Below are 17,200 nucleotides of genomic sequence, written 5' to 3' on the forward strand. Positions count from 1 at the left end.
CGAACGGCTTCAGGGGGTGTGGCCGACGATTCCCGGCCGGGTTCAGGTCGGGTTGTCGTGGACGCGGGGCCATTTGTCGGGCTCGGTCGCGTAGGTGCCGCGGTAGGGCACGGTGAAGGCCCAGCCGTGTTCTCTCAGGTGGCCTATGGCTTGGCGGACGGTGACCTTGGCGACGCCGTACTGCCGCATCAGCGTCTTCTCGCTGGGGATCGGCCGGTTCGGACGCAGCTCGCCGCGGCGGATCCGCTCGGCGAGCTCCGCGGCGATCGTCTGGTGCAGCGGAGTCTTCCTGGGGGTGCGCGGGACGCCGAACTCCCCGACGAAGGTGCCCTCGCCCCGCACCGTGTGGACCAGCCCGCGCTCTCTCAGCTCGCGGGCCACGCGCCTCGCGGTGGTACGGGCGATGTGGAACTCCGTCTCCAGCTCGGCCTCGCTGGGAATCATGTCTCCCGGCTTCAGCGCACCTCCGGAGATGCGTGCCTCGATAATCTCCGCGACCTGCCGGTAGACCGGTACCGGGCCCTCTCGATCGAGCATGCACGCATGGTAAACGCCGGGATGCGGAGAGTCAGTCGAATCTATGTCTGAGGCCACGACTCTTCTGGTGAGACGAAGCTGCCCCGCTGCGGGACCGTGTAGATCCAGCCCTGTTCCCGCAGGAGGGCCATGGCGCGGCGCACTGTCTCGCGCGCCACGTCGTGCTGCTGGACGAGTCTTGTCTCCCCGGGGATCGGGCGGCGCGGCTGCAGCTCGCCCGACCTGATCCGCTGCTCTATGTCGGCGGCGATCTGCCGGAAGATCGGGGTCTTGCGCTGCGCGCGAGGGGCCTCGTCCGGCGCGCCGACGAACGTGCCCTCGCCCTGGGCTGTGTAGATCAGCCCTTCCTCGCGCAGCACGTGCATCGCCCGCCGCGCGGTGGTCCTGGCGACGCCGAACTCATTCTGGATGTCGGCCTCGCTGGGCACCGGATGCCCAGGCGCCAGTCCGCTGATCCGTCCTCTGATGATCTCTGCAATCTGCAGATATACGTGAGTGTCTCCATCGTAGTCGAGCACACACGCAACTTAGGCGAATGGGTACGAGGCCTCTCGTAACGCTATGTCTATCTGGGGTATTTCTTATTTCTAGCTAGCCAGAGCGATACCACTAGACATAAGCTTCCGGCATGACGGTGTCGCTGCTTGAGTCCTGGAGGGAATGTGAGGGGGAGTGGGAGCACGTCGGTGTCCATCTGGCTCCGCTCCAGATCGATCACGAGCGAATCGACTGGGCCCCCGTGCGGCCAAGGGCCGATCGGGTGCGGGTGAAGCACTACACCTGTGACTGTGCGCCCGTGTTCTACGAGTTCTGCCTGGCAGGTGGGCTGACGTTCATCCGCAGACTGAGAAGGAAGGGGCGTCGGCTGGTGGTGCACGAATCACCATGGTTACTGACGGCTGCCGGGCGGGCGCTATGGGAGAGCTTGCTGAACGGGACAGCCTGGTGATCGCCCCGTGCCGGCGGGCTTCCAACCGGGTGTGTACGGCGCAACCGCTTGAAGGACAAGGTCTCTGCTGAGCTCTCGCCTGTTCAGGCTTCGCAGTTCCTGGTGACTCTTCCGGTCTCTTGCTGGCCAACTCCCTTCTCGGCGCGTGCGATCGGCGAGGAGGGAGAGCGGATTCTTGGTGCGTGTAGGGGAGGGCACACCAAGAAACCGCCTCCGAATGGATCGTGCTCACATCACCCTCCGATGCGGGCACGGTCCGCCGGACAGGCGCCCGCCGCGCTTGTCCGGCCAGTCTTCCGGCAGGTCGATGAAGTCTGCCGGGAGTCCGATGAGCGGCACCTGCCGCTCATCGGACAGCACCCCGGCAGGCACTCATCCCATGCATGCCTGCCGGGGTGTCCACCACCATGAGGGTCTCGAGACGCCGCACCGACCAATGCGGCCGCAGTCGGATCCGCCGGTGTCCACCGCCCATGAAGTCCCACAACGCCTGAGACCCGCCACGTGTACGGCCTCGTAAACGCCCGACGCCGCCATGTGCGGGCCTCGTGAACGCCGTCTCGGTACGCCGGCTCCTGGCCACCGGGACGTGCCGCTCCGGGTGCGCGCGGGCATCCCGCCCGGAGCCCGGGCCTGGCAAGTTTCTTGGTCGGGCGCTTGCCAGGCCCCTTTCCACTGCCCACATCGCCGCGATCGACGAGTGAACGCTTACGCCTTGGCCGCGTCGAGGAGGATCTGGGCCAGCTCGCGTGGCTGGGAGAACATCGGCCAGTGGCCGGTGTTCATCGTGACCAGCCGCCAGCGGTCGCTGGTGAGCAACTGGATCACGTCGTCGCTGGGCTCCTCACCGTCGAGCAGGCATTTGATGTACGTCGCCGGAAGCTCGCAGAGTGGTCGGGTCAGCACGGCCGGTTCGGTCAGTGTGGCGCCCGGGTGAGGTGTCGAGCCGGCCACGATCCGTGCGATGTCCTCGTCAGTGAGACCCTGGCCGCTGTAGTCGGCCGCGGTCAGCGGTGCCCAGAAACCGCCGTTCTCGGCGAGCGAGGTCTCCAGCGGCGGCCAGCCGGACATGAACGACTTGCCGTCGGCCGGAACGTTGGAGTCGACGAAGACCACGCTGGCCAGCCGGTCGCCGATCCGCTCGGCGGCCTGGCCGATCGGGATGCCCGAGTAGCTGTGCCCGACCAGGATGACCTCGCGCAGATCGTGGCGCTCGACCTCGTCGACGATGTCCTGGACGTGGGTCTGCTGCCCGGCAGGCACGCCTTGTTTGTCGGCGAGGCCGGACAGGGTCAACGGGTGGGCGCCGTGCCCGGCCGCACGCAGCTCGGGCACCACCTCGTCCCACGCCCACGATCCAAGCCACGCTCCTGCAACCAGTACGAATTCCGCCATGGCGGCAACGTAGCGAAGCGGTCCGACAATCTCGGTCCCGGTCGCCGGGACAGCACCGTGCGGAAGTAGGAGAAGGCGACCACCTGGAGGTGGTTGTCGGCGGCCTTCTCGACGAGCTCGCGCAGGCGGCCGGGCTAGTTCGGCAGGGGGATCCGGCGCCAGGCGGTGTCGGTGACGATGAGGTGGTCGAGGAGGCGGAGGTTGACCGTTTCGGCGGCTTCGGAGAGGTGGGCTGTGGCTTCGAGGTCGGAGTCGCTGGGGTCGAGGGAGCCGCTGGGGTGGTTGTGGGCCAGGCCGAAGGCGGCGCCGCCGGAGACGAGGACCGTCGAGATGATCTCGCGGACGGGAGCCAGCGTGTGGTCGGTGCCGCCTTCGCTCATCAGGGTGCGGCGCAGGACCGTGCCACGGGTGTCGCAGACCACCAGGACGAGGCGTTCGCGTGGGTGGCCGTGCAGGAGTGGGGCGGCGAGGGCGGCCAGGTCGCCTGAGGAGGTGACGCGGGTTCTGGCGGGGCCGGCCTGGGCTCGCCGTACGAGATGGAAGGCGGCGGTGAGGCGGGCCGCGGTGGCGGGGCCGACTCCGGGGACGGCCAGGAGGCGGTGGGCCTCGGAGCGGGAGAGTTCGCTCAGGTCGCCGCAGTGGGCGAGCAGGCGGGTGGCGAGTTCCTCGGCGTCGCCCTTCCGGTTGCCCGGCCCGATGAGCAGGGCGAGCAGCTCCCTGTCGGCCAGTGTCGCCGCGCCGCTCGCCAGCAGGCGCTCGCGTGGGCGGTCGGACAAGGGCAGGTCCTTGACGCGCAATCGACACCTCCGGGTGGGCCTGCACCCGGTTCTATCAGCGGGCACCGACAACATCGGCGCTCTCGAAGGAAGGCCGGACGGAGGCCAGACAGAGTGTCCGCCCTGGGAGGTGGGGTCACGCCGCGCCCGGTGAGGGGTTCGACGTCGGCAAAGGCCAGCCGGTAGCCACTGGCCGGGATGTTGATGGAGCTGCACCCGCGATGAGCGTCGGCAGGCTCCTTTCAGGGCTGGGGTCGGTGTGCCATGCATGATGTGGCCCCGCGCGCGGGCTGGGAAGAGAACAGCATGAACGAGACGTAGGAGGAGACCGGGTGTGGCCCCGCGCGCGGGCTGGGAAGAGGTGGGGTGGTGCGTGCCGGGCGCGGGCTGGTGTTGAGGGGTGGTGGGGGTTAGACGGGGACGCTGTAGACGACCTCGAAGCGGTCGCCGGGGATGACGATGTCGCTGGTTTCCACGGGGCGGTCGGTGGCCCAGTGGGTGCGTTTGAGGTGGAGGACGGGGACGCCCGTGGGGAGGTGGAGCGCGTCGCTCTCCGCCGGGCGGGGGACTCGGGTGTGGACGCTTTCGATGATTTCAGTGATTTTCACGCCGTGGGCGGACATGCGGTTGACGACGCTGCGGCGTTCGTCCTCGGCGTGGGGGGCGAATTCGGGGCGTTCGTAGGAGGTGGCGAGCTGGAGCGGGTTGCCGTCGCCACGGAAGACGTAGTGGGTTCTGGTCACGGGGGCGGACTCCTCCAGCCGGAGCCGCTGGGCGATCTCCGGAGTGGCGTCGACGAGTTCGCTGTGCCAGTCCCACGTCACACGCTGTCCCTGCGCCTGCAGGTCGGCGTGCTGGTCGTGGAGGCGCCATCGGTGCAGGGGCGTGAGGTCGGGGCGCTCCCTGACGTAATGGCCGGATCCCACCCGGCCGAAAATGAGCCCTTCGGCCGCCAGTACGCGCAGGGCATGCCTGGCGGCGGTCTCGCCGACCTGGTACTTGCGGGTCAGCTGCGCCCGGGAGGGGATGGGCGCGCCGGGGGGAAGGGTGCCGTCGGTGATCTGTCGCCGAATGTCTTCGACGACGCGCAGGTAGACCGGATCGGAACTGGCCACTAGTCCATCCCTGTGGTTGCTGTGAAACGTTGCCCCATGTTGCCGTATTCGGCAGGTAACCGACCGTCATCGAGGCGGGCTGGAACTCCAACTTCCGGCCGTGGGAACGTGCCGAAAAATGTTCTGAGATCCGTGTAACGCGGGCGTAAGGGACACCGATTCTCGGGTAGAGGTCGTCGATGTGTGTACCCCCGAGCACATATCGGCGGCCTCTTCCATGTGCGGGCGGCGGGGTGGCGGGGTCCACCGATTCCGGGAATCCAGGTAGCGTTCGCACTATGGCATCGCCTACTGGAACCACTGACGCGCCCTTCGGGCGCATGCTGACCGCCATGGTCACGCCGTTCAACGTGGACGGCACCGTCGACTACGACGGAGTGCGGCGTCTGGCCGCCCACCTCGTGGACGAGCAGCGCAACGACGGGCTCATCGTCAGCGGCACCACCGGCGAGTCGCCGACGACCACGGACGGCGAGAAGGAGCGCATCCTGCGCGCCGTCGTCGAGACGGTGGGCGACCGGGCCACGGTGGTGGCCGGCGCGGGCAGCTACGACACCGTCCACAGCGTGGAGCTGGCCAGGTCGGCCGCCCGCGCGGGCGCGCACGCCCTGCTCGTGGTGACGCCTTACTACAACAAGCCGCCGCAGGAGGGCCTCTACCGTCACTTCGTGACGGTCGCCGAGGCGACCGACCTGCCGGTCATGCTGTACGACATCCCGGGCCGCAGCGGCGTCCCGATCAGCACCACGACCCTGATCCGGCTCGCGCAGCACGACCGGATCATCGCCGTGAAGGACGCCAAGGGCGACCTGTTCGCCTCCTCCCAGGTGATGACCGCCACCGACCTGGCCTTCTACTCGGGCGACGACACCCTCAACCTGCCCTGGCTGTCGGTGGGCGCCGCGGGTTTCGTCAGCGTCATCGGGCACGTCGTGGGCGCCGAGCTGGCCCGCATGATCGCGCTGCACCGGGCCGGGGACATCGCGGGCGCGCTGGCCGTACACCGGCAGTTGCTGCCCGTGGTGGACGGGATCATGATGCGGGCCGGTGGTGCGATCATGGTCAAGGCGGCGTTGGCGCTGGTGGGCCGGGGGGCCGGTCCGATGAGGGCGCCGCTCGTGGACGCCACCCAAGAGCAGATCGCCGAGCTTCGAGCATGTCTCGTGGCCGGCGGAGTGAAGTTGTCAGACGCATGATGAACAGAACAGACGGGGAGGAACGGAGAGCTTGAGAACACGATCTGACCGACCAGGGGGTGCCGCATGAGTCACCCGCATCCGGAGCTCGGCCCCCCGCCGCCACTGCCCGAAGGGGGCCTGCGCATCGTCGCGCTCGGCGGTCTCGGGGAGATCGGCCGGAACATGGCCGTCTTCGAGTACGACGGCCGACTGCTCGTCGTCGACTGTGGCGTGCTGTTCCCCGACCCCGAACAGCCGGGCGTCGACCTGATTCTGCCCGACTTCGACTACATCCGGGACCGCCTCGACGACATCGAGGCCGTGGTGCTGACGCACGCCCACGAGGACCACATCGGGGCCGTTCCCTACCTGCTGCGCGAGCGGCGTGACATCCCGCTCGCCGGGTCGCGGCTGACGCTGGCCCTGATCGAGGCCAAGCTGACCGAGCACCGCATGCAGCCGGTGAAGGTGGAGGTCGTCGAGGGGGAGCGGCGCACGTTCGGTCCCTTCGAGTGCGAGTTCCTCGCGGTCAACCACTCGATCCCGGACGCGCTGGCGGTGGCGATCCGCACACCCGCCGGCATCGTGCTGCACACCGGCGACTTCCGCATGGACCAGTTGCCGAGCGACGGCCGCCTGACCGACCTCGGCGGGTTCGCCAGGCTCGGTTCCGAGGGCGTCGACCTGCTGATGTCCGACTCGACGAACGCCGAGGTGCCGGGGTTCGTCACCAGCGAGCGGGAGATCGCGCCGGTCATCGACGAGGTGATCCGTACCTCGGAGAAGCGGGTCATCGTGGCCAGCTTCGCCTCGCACGTGCACCGCATCCAGCAGGTTCTCGACGCCGCCGAGCGGCATGGCCGCAAGGTCGCGCTGGTCGGGCGTTCGATGGTGCGCAACATGGGGGTGGCCCGCGACCTCGGCTACCTCAAGGTGCCGCCGGGCCTGATCGTCGACTCCCGCGACATCGAGGAGTGGCCGCCGGAGGACGTGCTGCTGGTCTGCACGGGTTCGCAGGGCGAGCCGATGGCCGCGCTGTCCAGGATGGCCAACCGTGACCACGCGATCCGCGTCGCCGAGGGCGACACGGTGCTGCTCGCCTCGTCGCTCGTCCCGGGCAACGAGACGGCGGTCAACAAGGTCATCAACGGGCTGACCCGATGGGGCGCCCGGGTGGTGCACAAGGGCAACGCGAAGGTGCACGTGTCAGGGCACGCGGCGGCCGGCGAGCTGCTGTACGTCCTGAACCTGACCCGTCCGTCCAACTTCATGCCGGTGCACGGAGAGTGGCGGCACCTGCGGGCGCACGCCAAGCTGGCCGCGCTGACCGGTGTGCCGGACGACCACATCGTGATCGCCGACGACGGCGTCGTCGTCGACATGGTCGAGGGGCGCGCGCGGATCGTGGGCGCGGTGCAGGCGGGCTACGTCTACGTCGACGGCACCTCGGTCGGCGAGATCACCGACACGTCGCTGAAGGATCGCCGCATACTGGGCGAAGAGGGCTTCATCTCGGTGGTCGTGGTCGTGGACTCCACCTCGGGCAAGCTCACCGCGACGCCGGAGATCCACGCGCGGGGATCGGGCATAGACCCGGACCGGTTCGACGAGATCATCCCGCAGATCGAGAAGGCGCTGCAGGAGGTCGCCGCCGCCGGTGTGATGGACATCCAGCAGATCAGGCGCGTGGTGCGCCGGACGGTCGGCCGCTGGGTGAGCGACACCTACCGCCGCCGCCCGATGATCATCCCGGTGGTGGTCGAGGTCTGATCCGGGGGGTACGGCGGCGGCGCCGCCGTACCCCCCGTCGATCAGGTGTCGCGGCTCCGCAGCAGGGGCGCGGCCAGCGTGAGCGGGATGACCGCGTAGGCGAGCAGGACCGCCGCCGCGACAGATGGCGGGAGCAGGGCGCCGAAGACGGAGTTCGTCAGGTCGTCGCCGGTGATCTGCCGGGGCAGCCCGCCGATCATCACCGACCCCAGCCGCTCGCTCCACGGCTCCGGCAGGTTGCCCACGATCATCGGCACCACGTACACCAGCCCGACGAGCCGCCAGCGCGCCCAGGATGCCCAGGCAGAGCTGCGGGATGATGAGCACGACCTCCTCCACCTCCGCCATCCGCGCGATGGCCCGCCGCTCGGGCGAGACGTCCTCCAGCGTCCCGACGGCCGACCAGGCGACCGCGACGCCCACGGCGACGGCGGCCAGGGAGATCGCCAGGATGAGGTGGGTGGAGTGGACCGAACGCAGCTTGAGCCACTCGGCGGACAGGAGTGTCATCGGGCCGTCCCGTAGTCCACGCTCGCGGCGGTCAGTTCCAGGTAGGCGCTCTCCAGCGAGGAGTAGGCGCTGGTCAGGTCGCTCATGCCGGAGTCGGCGAGCAGCCGCCCGCGACCGATGATCAGGATGTGGTCGGCGGTCAGCGACATCTCGCTCATCAGGTGGCTGGACAGCAGCACGGTCCTGCCCTCCCGGGCCAGCCCGCGCATGAGCTCGCGGATCCAGAGGACTCCGTCGGGGTCGAGGCCGTTGACCGGTTCGTCGAACATCAGCACGCCGGGGTCGCCGAGCAGCGCGGCGGCGATGCCGAGCCGCTGCTTCATGCCGAGGGAGAACCCGCCGACCCTCTTGCGGGCCACCCCGGACAGCCCCACCTGCTCCAGCACCTCCGCCACCCGGGCGGGCCCGATGCCGTTGGTCCTGGCCAGGCAGAGCAGGTGGTCGTAGGCGCTGCGCCCGCCGTGCACGGCGCCCGCGTCGAGCAGCGCGCCGACCTCGCACATCGGCCTGGCCAGGGCCGGATAGCGTCGGGGGGTGACCGAGACGCGCCCCCTGTTCGCCAGGCGCCTGAGCCGCGCCCAGCTCATCGCGCTCGACTGTCTGGCCGCCTGGGGGTTCTCCGTCGTCTTTCTCGCCGGTGCGGCCACCGCCGACATGCCGTTGTGGGTGCGGCTGGCGATTCCGCTCGGCCTGGCTCTGCCGCTGGCCCTGCGGCGGCGGTGGCCGAGGGCCGTGTTCGCGGTGGTGCTGGTGTTCGCGGTGGCGGCGATGGCGCTGGACGTGGTCGGCGCGCCGTACGCCGCGCCCGCCTACGCCCTCTACCTGGTGGGGCTGGTCGGCGGCGGGCGGGTGCCCGTGTCGGGGATCGCCGTGGTCAGCGCGTTCGCGGGCGTCGCGCTGGCGGCCTTGGGGATGCCGTCGGGGTGGGGGAAGGTGGTCGGCGACGTGCTGTTCAGTGTGGCGGCGATGGGCGGGGCGTGGACGCTGGGCAGGGCGGTGGGGGAGCGCAGGGAGTACGCGGCGCGTTCGGCCGAGCGGCTGGCCCGCGAGTCGGTCGCCGAGGAGCGGCTGCGCATCGCCCGCGAGCTGCACGACGTGGTGGCGCACAGCGTCGGCCTGATCGCGGTGAAGGCGGGCGTCGCCAACCATGTGCTGCGCTCGCGGCCCGAGGAGGCGCACGAGGCGCTGCGGGTGATCGAGACGTCGAGCCGGAGCGCGCTGGTGGAGATGCGCAGGCTGCTGGGCGTGCTGCGGACCGAGCCGCCCGGCCTGGGGCCGCTGCCCGGCCTGGCGGCGCTGCCGGAGCTGGCCGAGCGGACCAGGCTGGCGGGCGTCGCCGTCGATCTGGACGTGCGCGACGCGGGCGGGGTGCCCGAGGGGGTGGGGCTGTCGGTGTACCGGATCGTGCAGGAGGCGCTGACGAACGTGGTCAAGCACGCGGCCCCCGCGCGGTGCCGGGTGCTGGTGGAGGCCGGCGCGCACGAGGTGCGGATCGAGGTGACCGACGACGGGCCGGGGCGGCGTACGCTGCCGGCGCGGGAGGAAGGGCACGGGCTGATCGGGATGCGGGAGCGGGTCATGCTGTACGGCGGGGCGTTCGAGGCGGGGCCGGGGCCGGACAAGGGGTTCCGGGTGAGGGCTTGCCTGCCGTACCAGGAGATTTCGTGATTCGGGTGTTGGTGGCGGATGACCAGGCCCTGCTCAGGGGGAGCTTTCGGGTGCTGGTGGAGTCCGAGCCGGATCTGACCGTGGTGGGGGAGGCGGGGACGGGGGCCGAGGCGGTCGCGGTGGCCGAGCGGGTACGGCCCGACGTGGTGCTGATGGACGTGCGGATGCCCGTGATGGACGGCATCGAGGCGACCAGGCGGATCGCGGGCGGCACCCGGGTGCTGATCGTGACCATGTTCGACCTCGACGCCTACGTGTACGCCGCGCTGCGCGCGGGGGCCAGCGGCTTCCTGCTGAAGGACACCCCGCCAGCCGACCTGCTGGCCGGGATCAGGGTGGTGGCGGCGGGGGAGGCGCTGCTCGCGCCGACGGTGACGCGCAGGCTCATCGAGGAGTTCACCCGGGTGCCCGCCCGGCCCGCGATGCCGGGGCTGGACGGGGTGACCGAGCGGGAGCGCGAGGTGCTCACGCTGGTCGCGCGCGGGCTGTCGAACGCGGAGCTGGCCGCGCACCTGCACCTGAGCCTGGCCACGGTGAAGACGCACATCGGCCGCCTGCTGGCCAAGCTCGGCGCCCGCGACCGGGCGCAGCTCGTCATCGCCGCCTACGAGAGCGGGGTTGTCCGGCCGCGGTGAGCTCGCATACCGTCCGAGCGGTGAGAGTTGTCTTCAGCAAGTACGACGGCAGGTTGCACTGGCACCATCCGGCCCGGCTGCTCGGCGAGGACGAGCACGGCGTCTGGGTGGGATGCGAGGCGGGTACCTGGGGGCAGCGGGGCGAGGAGCCGAAGGTGTGGTGGAAGCACGCGTTCGTGATGCTCTTCCCGCGCGACCGGTGGTGGGTGGCGCTGTTCAACGCCGAGCCGCACAAGACGGAGGTCTACGTCGACGTGTCCACGGTGCCCGAGTGGCGCGACGGCGAGGTGCACATGGTCGACCTGGATCTGGACGTGATCCGTTTCCGGGACGGCAGGCTGCTCCTGGACGACGCCGACGAGTTCGCCGAGCACCAGGTCGCGTTCCGCTACCCGGCGGAGGTCATCGCCCAGGCGGAGGCGTCGGCGGCCTGGCTGATGAAGTCCGTCGGCGAGTCGGCCGCCCCCTTCGACGGATCCCATCGCCCATGGCTCGACCATGTTCATCCACATATGTGAATAGTCGACATGTTTATGAACGACTGCAAGAATTGGCGCGGAACGAGTAGGTGTAGTGAAGTGTGATATTGCATAGGATGTAACGATGATCCACGCATATGACCCGCGAACCGGCGCCCCCTTCGGCGAGGCCGTCCCCGAGAACACGAATGCCGAGGTGGACGCCGCCGTCGAAGCCGCCCGCGCGGCGGGACCCGCCTGGCGCGCGGCGGACAGGCCGCAGATCCTGGAAGCGATCGCCGACGCGCTCGAAGCGCATGTGGACGAGCTCTGGGCGCTCGCCGACCGGGAGACCGCGCTCGGCGAGACCCGGCTGCGCGGCGAGGTGGGGCGGGCGGCCGGGCAGTTCCGGCTCTTCGCCGAGGTGCTGCGGGACGGCGGCCACCTGGAGGCGGTGATCTCCACGCAGCCGGACGTGCGCCGGATGAACCACCCGCTGCCCGGCGTCGTCGGCGTGTTCGCCGCCTCCAACTTCCCCTTCGCCTTCTCCGTGGCCGGTGGCGACACCGCCTCCGCGCTGGCCGCGGGCTGCCCGGTCGTCGTCAAGGCGCACCCGGGACACCCGCTCACCTCCGAGCTCAGCGCGCGCGTCATCAGGGCCGCGCTGCCGGACCCCGCCCTGCTCGGCCTGGTTCACGGCCTCGAGGCGGGCGGCCGGTTGGTGCGGCACCCCGCCGTCGCCGCGGTCGGCTTCACCGGGTCGGTCCCCGGCGGCAAGGCCGTCCAGGCGCTCATCGACGAGCGCCCCGACCCGATCCCCTTCTACGGCGAACTGGGCAGCGTCAACCCGGTCGTCGTGCTGCCCTCCGCCGCCCGCGAGGGCCTCGCGGCGGGCTTCGCCGCCTCCCTCACCCTGGGCACGGGCCAGTTCTGCACCAACCCGGGGCTGGTGTTCGTGCCCGACGACGCCGACCTGGTCGCCTCCCTGGGTACGGCGGTCGCCGGGACCAGCGGGTCGCCGATGCTGAGCGAGCGGATCAGGCGGGGCTACCTCGACGGCGTGGAGCGGCTGGACAAGCTCACCCTGCTGGCCGAGGGCGCCCAAGGCGAAGGGGCGTGGGCGGTCGCGCCGAAGGTGTTCACCATCGACCTGGCCGCGTTCGCCGCGCGGCTGCCGTCGGTCGCCGAGGAGTGCTTCGGGCCGTCGTCGATCGTGGTCACCTATCGGGACGCGGCGGAGCTGCCCGCCGTACTCGGCAGGCTCGAAGGGTCGCTGACGGCGACTGTGCACGCGAGCGACCCCGAGGAGGCGCGGGCCGTCGCCGAGGTGCTGGGGGGGAAGGCGGGGCGGCTGGTCTGGAACGGCTGGCCCACCGGGGTGGCGGTCTGCTGGGCCATGCACCACGGCGGCCCGTGGCCCGCGAGCAGCGCCCCGGCGCACACCTCCGTCGGCGCGATGGCGCTGCGGCGCTGGCTGCGGCCGACCGCCTACCAGGGCTGGCCGCAGGAACTGCTGCCCGCCGAACTGCGCGACGACAACCCCCTGGGAGTCCCGCGCCGACTCGACGGCTGACCGTTCGCCTGCGGTCTCACGGGTTGATCACCCGGTGACGTTGAGTTCGGCGTACATGCCCCTGGCGTAGTGGCCGGGGAAGTTGCACACCAGCTCGTAGCGGCCGGGGGGCAGCTTGAGCGTGGTCCAGCCCATGGAGGCTGGGGAGATGCCCCCTCCGGTGCCCGCGCCGCAGTTGTTCGACGCCTCGCCGAGCCTGCCCGCCTCGTCGACGCGCATGTCGGAACCCACTTCCCGCTGTCCTACGGTCTGTCCCGTCGGTAGTGGCAGCACGACGACCTGGTGGGCGAAGGTTCCCTTGTTGGTCACCCGCAATGACACTGTGCCCGCCCGAACCGTGGCCGGGGCGACGGACAGCGTCATCTTCGTGTCGGTCGTCATCTCATGCGGAGCGGGAGCACCGTATGGGCGGGGACTCGGGCTCTTGGTGCCCGATCCCATGTCGGCCAGCGTCACATTCACCACCTGGCCCGGCAACGGCGGCGCTGTGCACTTCGGCTGTGGCTGCGCCGCCGTGGCCGCCGGTGGCCCGGCGACGACCGCGGTGAGCATGACCGAGGCCAGGGCCCCGGCGAGACCTGCATGGTGAAGTCGCATCGGCTCCATCCCCCGTGACTGCGAGCCGTTTCCCTCTGGCCGCCCACCTCCCGCACATGAGGCTGAGGCCGGCGTCCCTTTCTTTCAGGCTACGGGCGAGGAAGGGAGTCATGCCAGAGGCCCAATCCTTCTGAAATCGGTTGCAGAAGGGAGCGCGGCTCCTTGGGTGAACCTCAAGCGCCCACCCTGCCCAGGCCACCCTGACCTGGGCCGCTCTTTCCGCAGGTGCACACCATGACGGCAAGCGTTCGTAGCGCCTTGGGAGTCGATTGACAGGAATACAACCGATTGCACTAGAGTGCGGAGCATGGCGGTGACGATTCGCGACGTGGCCAAGGCGTCGGGAGTGCACGTCTCCACGGTGTCCCGGGCCTTCTCGGCGCCGCACCTGGTGAACCCCGACACCCGTACCCGCGTGCTGGCCGTGGCCGATGACCTGGGCTACCGGCCCAACCGGGCCGCGCGGGCGCTGACCACGGGCCGTACGCACAACCTCGGCCTGATCGTCGCCGACATCGCCGACCCGTTCTTCCCCCCGCTCATCAAGGCCGCCCAGGCCCAGGCCAGGGCCCGCGACTACCACGTGTTCGTCGCCGACACCGACGAGAACCCGCAGGTCGAAGAGGAGCTGATCCAGACCCTCAGCAAGCAGGTCGACGGCGTCCTGCTGTGCAGCCCCCGGCTGTCCGGCAAGACGATCGAGCGCCTGCACGAAGAGGTGCCGTTCGTCGTGGTGAACCGCAGGCTCAGGGGCATGCCGACGGTCCTGATGGACGTGGGCGAGGGCGCGCGGCTCGCCGTACAGCACCTGACCGGGCTCGGCCACCGCAGGATCGCGCTCGTCTCCGGGCCCGGCGGCTCGTGGATCGGCAAGCGGATGCGGGAGGCCGTGGCCGGGATCGGCGGCCTCGACCTCGTCCTCCTCGGCCCCTGCCCGCCGACCGAGGAGGGCGGCCAGGCCGTCGCCGCCGACGTCGTCGCCTCCCGGGTCACCGGGGTGCTCGCCTGCAACGATCTGGTCGCCCTAGGGCTGATCGAGGGGCTGTACGAGCGGGGCGTGCGGGTGCCCGAGGACATCAGCGTGATCGGGGTCGACGACATCGTGCCGGCCCGGCTCAACCGCCCCAGGCTCACCACCATCGCCATGCCCACGGCCGCCGCCGGGCGCATGGCCGTCGACCTGCTCCTGCAGTCGGTGGACGACGGCGACTCCGCCACCGTCGCCACCCTGCAGACCAGCCTGGTCGTCCGTGACTCCACGGGAGAGGCACCTTCGTGATCTTCGGCTAGACCCAGCACTTCCCCGACTCGCCCAACCAGGACGCCTTCCCCTCCACGGTGCTGCGGCCGGGGGAGAGGTACGCCTCCAGCACGGTCTACCGTTTCCCGGCCTGAATAGAAACCGACATTTCGCCACTCCGGCGTGGCTCCCGGCGCTGGGCGGTGTCTCCGACGTACCTTTGGCATCATGGCCACCCGTACGCCGAAAAGCGCATCGAAGGGGCCGGCGAAACGGTCGACCTCGTCTCGCTCGACCCCCGCCAAGCGGACCAGCGCGTCGTCAGGCGCGGGTTCGGGGCGGCCGAAGGCGAAGGGAACGGCCTCGGCGCGCAAGCCCACCGGCACCCATCAGGACCCGATCAGCTGGGTCTTCACGATGATCGGCAGGCTCGTCATCGGGCTGTGGATGCTGCTGGCCAACGGTATCGGCGGCGCGGCCAGGGCGCTCGGCGACCAGGCGCGCGAGCTCGACCCCGCGCACCGCCGCGACGGCGTCGGGCTGGCCGTACTGGCGGGGGCGATCGTGCTGGCCGCGATGACCTGGCGCGAGTCGGCGGGCACGGTGTCCACCGTGGTCAACGTCGTCGTGCACGCCGTCTTCGGCTCGCTGGCCTGGGCGCTGCCGCTGATGTTCGGGCTGCTGTCCTGGCGGCTGCTGCGCCACCCCGACCAGAACGCCGACACCGGCCGGATGGTGATCGGGTGGAGCGCGCTGCTGGTCGGCGTGCTGGGCGTCGTGCACGTGGCGAACGGCACGCCGTACCCGTCGGGGACGCAGACCGACGGCATGGACAAGGTGTCGGCCGCGGGCGGCATGATCGGGTTCATCGTCTCCGCGCCGCCGGACAGCATCCTGCCCGCGTTCGTGACGATCCCGCTGCTGATGATGCTGTCCGGGTTCGGCGTGCTGGTGATCACCGCGACGCCGGTGCACCGCATCCCCGAGCGGCTGGGCGAGCTGCGGCACATGCTGTTCGACCGGGGGGCGCCGCCCAGGCCCGGGGAGGCGGCCAGGAAGCGGACGAGGGCCAAGAAGGGCGACAAGCCCGACGTCGGGGACAGCGTCAAGCCGTACGACTCCCCGGTGATCGCGGAGAAGGACAAGCGCACCGACCACTCGCCGGAGATCGTGCCGGGGCTGACCGACGAGGAGGAGCCGGTCGCGCCGCCGCGCAAGGTGGAGCCGCCGGAGCCGACGCCCGCGCCGCGCAAGGTGGAGCAGCTCGTGCTGTCCTCGCAGGCCGGGCCGTACACCCTGCCGGACCTGCAGACGCTCAAGCCGGGGTCGGCGCCCAAGCCGCAGACCAAGGCGAACACGACCGTGGTCAACGCGCTGACCAGTGTGCTGGAGCAGTTCGTCATCGACGCGCAGGTGATCGGCTTCACCCGGGGGCCGACGGTCACCCGGTACGAGATCGAGCTGGGCCCCGCGGTGAAGGTGGAGAAGGTCACCGCGTTGACCAAGAACATCGCCTACGCCGTGAAGTCGGCGGATGTGCGGATCCTGTCGCCGATCCCGGGCAAGTCGGCGATCGGGGTGGAGATCCCCAACGCCGACAAGGACCTGGTCTCGCTCGGCGACGTGCTGCGCTCGCAGGTGGCCCATGCCGACCACCACCCGATGATCGTGGGACTGGGCAAGGACGTCGAGGGCCGCACGATCGTGGCCAACCTCGCCAAGATGCCGCACCTGCTCATCGCGGGCGCCACCGGCGCGGGCAAGTCGGTCTGCGTCAACGGGCTGATCACCTCGATCCTCATGCGCGCCACCCCGGACGAGGTGCGCATGGTGCTGGTCGACCCCAAGCGGGTCGAGCTGAGCGTGTACGAGGGCATCCCACACCTCATCACGCCGATCATCACCAACCCGAAGAAGGCCGCCGAGGCCCTCGAATGGGTGGTGGGCGAGATGGACCGCCGCTACGACGACCTGGCCGCCAGCGGGTTCCGGCACGTGGACGAGTTCAACAAGGCGGTCAAGGCGGGCAAGCTGGTGCCGCCGCCGGGCAGCGAGCGGGTCTACCAGCCGTACCCGTACCTGCTGGTGATCGTGGACGAGCTCGCCGACCTGATGATGGTGGCCCCGCGCGACGTGGAGGACTCCATCGTCCGCATCACCCAGCTCGCCCGCGCCGCCGGCATCCACCTGGTGATCGCCACCCAGCGGCCCAGCGTGGACGTCGTCACCGGCCTGATCAAGGCGAACGTGCCCTCCCGGCTCGCCTTCGCCGTCTCCTCCCTCACCGACTCCCGCGTCATCCTCGACCAGCCGGGCGCCGACAAGCTGGTCGGCCAGGGCGACGCGCTGTTCCTGCCGATGGGGGCCAGCAAGCCGCTGCGACTGCAGAACGCGTTCGTCTCGGAGAAGGAGATCGCCGAGATCGTCACGCACTGCAAGACGCAGATGCAGGCGGAGTACCGCGACGACGTCGCCGCCGTGGTGGTCAAGAAGGAGATCGACGAGGACATCGGCGACGACCTCGACGTGCTGATCCAGGCGGCCGAGCTGATCGTGACCACGCAGTTCGGCTCCACCTCGATGCTGCAGCGCAAGCTGCGCGTCGGGTTCGCCAAGGCGGGCCGCCTGATGGACCTGCTGGAGAGCCGCAACGTGGTCGGTCCCAGCGAGGGTTCCAAGGCGCGCGAAGTGCTCGTGAAGCCCGACGATCTGCCCGGACTTCTGGCCGACCTGCGCGGCGAATGACCCCGGTGCATCCTTCCGTGGCGGTTACTGGTTGAATATGGACCACTACGCAAC

General features: G+C 70.3%; 15 protein-coding genes and 1 pseudogene. 8 read left to right on the top strand and 8 right to left on the bottom strand.

All coding sequences use genetic code 11. The annotated features are described in order from the left end of the window. Nucleotides 1–42: 42 nt before the first annotated feature. The 5 genes from ABZ911_RS12560 to ABZ911_RS12580 form a co-directional block, all read right to left on the bottom strand. Nucleotides 43–537 (bottom strand): GntR family transcriptional regulator, encoded by a 495-nt coding sequence (locus tag ABZ911_RS12560; RefSeq protein WP_358054646.1) that lies wholly within the window; start codon nucleotides 535–537, stop codon nucleotides 43–45. 41 nt (nucleotides 538–578) lie between these two features. Beyond that, the gene (locus ABZ911_RS12565) at nucleotides 579–1,055 is read right to left on the bottom strand and encodes a GntR family transcriptional regulator (RefSeq protein WP_358054647.1); all 477 of its coding nucleotides are present in this window, start codon (nucleotides 1,053–1,055) and stop codon (nucleotides 579–581) included. A gap of 1,139 nt (nucleotides 1,056–2,194) precedes the next feature. After that, nucleotides 2,195–2,881 (bottom strand): alpha/beta hydrolase, encoded by a 687-nt coding sequence (locus tag ABZ911_RS12570; RefSeq protein WP_358054648.1) that lies wholly within the window; start codon nucleotides 2,879–2,881, stop codon nucleotides 2,195–2,197. Between the two features lie 134 nt (nucleotides 2,882–3,015). Then, the gene (gene radC, locus ABZ911_RS12575; protein WP_358054649.1) at nucleotides 3,016–3,732 is read right to left on the bottom strand and encodes a DNA repair protein RadC; all 717 of its coding nucleotides are present in this window, start codon (nucleotides 3,730–3,732) and stop codon (nucleotides 3,016–3,018) included. Between the two features lie 335 nt (nucleotides 3,733–4,067). Continuing rightward, nucleotides 4,068–4,772, bottom strand: coding sequence for a GntR family transcriptional regulator (locus ABZ911_RS12580; protein WP_358054650.1), 705 nt, complete (start codon nucleotides 4,770–4,772; stop codon nucleotides 4,068–4,070). 278 nt (nucleotides 4,773–5,050) lie between these two features. On the opposite strand from ABZ911_RS12580, the gene dapA reads away from it, so the two are divergent. Together dapA and ABZ911_RS12590 are read left to right on the top strand one after the other, a co-directional pair. Beyond that, the gene (gene dapA, locus ABZ911_RS12585; RefSeq protein WP_358054651.1) at nucleotides 5,051–5,968 is read left to right on the top strand and encodes a 4-hydroxy-tetrahydrodipicolinate synthase; all 918 of its coding nucleotides are present in this window, start codon (nucleotides 5,051–5,053) and stop codon (nucleotides 5,966–5,968) included. 66 nt (nucleotides 5,969–6,034) lie between these two features. After that, a complete protein-coding gene (locus ABZ911_RS12590; RefSeq protein WP_358054652.1) occupies nucleotides 6,035–7,720 on the top strand; it encodes a ribonuclease J in 1,686 nt (561 codons plus the stop codon). A 41-nt stretch (nucleotides 7,721–7,761) separates the two neighbouring features. Here ABZ911_RS12590 and ABZ911_RS12595 read toward each other — a convergent pair whose 3' ends face one another. Together ABZ911_RS12595 and ABZ911_RS12600 are read right to left on the bottom strand one after the other, a co-directional pair. Beyond that, nucleotides 7,762–7,977, bottom strand: a complete 216-nt coding sequence (locus ABZ911_RS12595) for a hypothetical protein (protein WP_358054653.1) — start codon at nucleotides 7,975–7,977, stop codon at nucleotides 7,762–7,764. Between the two features lie 249 nt (nucleotides 7,978–8,226). Then, nucleotides 8,227–8,739 (bottom strand): annotated as a pseudogene (locus ABZ911_RS12600) (ATP-binding cassette domain-containing protein); the annotation flags it as partial. Between the two features lie 25 nt (nucleotides 8,740–8,764). Between ABZ911_RS12600 and ABZ911_RS12605 the strand changes: the two are divergent. The 4 genes from ABZ911_RS12605 to ABZ911_RS12620 all read left to right on the top strand — a co-directional run bounded on the left by ABZ911_RS12605 (nucleotide 8,765) and on the right by ABZ911_RS12620 (nucleotide 12,564). Further along, complete coding sequence (locus ABZ911_RS12605) at nucleotides 8,765–9,898, top strand: histidine kinase (RefSeq protein ID WP_358054654.1); 1,134 nt, start codon at nucleotides 8,765–8,767, stop codon at nucleotides 9,896–9,898. Beyond that, entirely contained in the window at nucleotides 9,895–10,533 is a 639-nt protein-coding gene (locus ABZ911_RS12610) for a response regulator transcription factor (RefSeq protein ID WP_358054655.1), read from the top strand. The genes ABZ911_RS12605 and ABZ911_RS12610 overlap by 4 nt, the downstream gene beginning before the upstream one ends. Nucleotides 10,534–10,553: 20 nt before the next feature. Next, entirely contained in the window at nucleotides 10,554–11,051 is a 498-nt protein-coding gene (locus ABZ911_RS12615) for a DUF402 domain-containing protein (protein WP_358054656.1), read from the top strand. An 85-nt stretch (nucleotides 11,052–11,136) separates the two neighbouring features. Then, entirely contained in the window at nucleotides 11,137–12,564 is a 1,428-nt protein-coding gene (locus tag ABZ911_RS12620) for an aldehyde dehydrogenase (NADP(+)) (protein WP_358054657.1), read from the top strand. Between the two features lie 27 nt (nucleotides 12,565–12,591). On the opposite strand, the gene ABZ911_RS12625 is transcribed toward ABZ911_RS12620, so the two are convergent. After that, the gene (locus ABZ911_RS12625; protein WP_358054658.1) at nucleotides 12,592–13,161 is read right to left on the bottom strand and encodes a sulfocyanin-like copper-binding protein; all 570 of its coding nucleotides are present in this window, start codon (nucleotides 13,159–13,161) and stop codon (nucleotides 12,592–12,594) included. A 307-nt stretch (nucleotides 13,162–13,468) separates the two neighbouring features. On the opposite strand from ABZ911_RS12625, the gene ABZ911_RS12630 reads away from it, so the two are divergent. Both ABZ911_RS12630 and ABZ911_RS12635 read left to right on the top strand, forming a co-directional pair. Next, nucleotides 13,469–14,440, top strand: coding sequence for a LacI family DNA-binding transcriptional regulator (locus ABZ911_RS12630; protein ID WP_358054659.1), 972 nt, complete (start codon nucleotides 13,469–13,471; stop codon nucleotides 14,438–14,440). A gap of 189 nt (nucleotides 14,441–14,629) precedes the next feature. Beyond that, entirely contained in the window at nucleotides 14,630–17,146 is a 2,517-nt protein-coding gene (locus ABZ911_RS12635; protein WP_358054660.1) for a DNA translocase FtsK 4TM domain-containing protein, read from the top strand. The last annotated feature ends 54 nt before the right edge of the window (nucleotides 17,147–17,200 follow it).

The sequence above is a fragment of the Nonomuraea sp. NPDC046570 genome (genome assembly GCF_040645915.1).
In the GTDB taxonomy this organism is placed as follows: Bacteria; Actinomycetota; Actinomycetes; order Streptosporangiales; family Streptosporangiaceae; genus Nonomuraea.

Coding starts and splice junctions, on each gene's coding strand:
- ABZ911_RS12570 (WP_358054648.1), bottom strand. CDS start 2,881: ATGGCGGAATTCGTACTGGTTGCAGGAGCGTGGCTTGGATCGTGGGCG.
- ABZ911_RS12625 (WP_358054658.1), bottom strand. CDS start 13,161: ATGCGACTTCACCATGCAGGTCTCGCCGGGGCCCTGGCCTCGGTCATG.
- dapA (WP_358054651.1), top strand. CDS start 5,051: ATGGCATCGCCTACTGGAACCACTGACGCGCCCTTCGGGCGCATGCTG.
- ABZ911_RS12560 (WP_358054646.1), bottom strand. CDS start 537: ATGCTCGATCGAGAGGGCCCGGTACCGGTCTACCGGCAGGTCGCGGAG.
- radC (WP_358054649.1), bottom strand. CDS start 3,732: ATGTTGTCGGTGCCCGCTGATAGAACCGGGTGCAGGCCCACCCGGAGG.
- ABZ911_RS12590 (WP_358054652.1), top strand. CDS start 6,035: ATGAGTCACCCGCATCCGGAGCTCGGCCCCCCGCCGCCACTGCCCGAA.
- ABZ911_RS12635 (WP_358054660.1), top strand. CDS start 14,630: ATGGCCACCCGTACGCCGAAAAGCGCATCGAAGGGGCCGGCGAAACGG.
- ABZ911_RS12630 (WP_358054659.1), top strand. CDS start 13,469: ATGGCGGTGACGATTCGCGACGTGGCCAAGGCGTCGGGAGTGCACGTC.
- ABZ911_RS12620 (WP_358054657.1), top strand. CDS start 11,137: ATGATCCACGCATATGACCCGCGAACCGGCGCCCCCTTCGGCGAGGCC.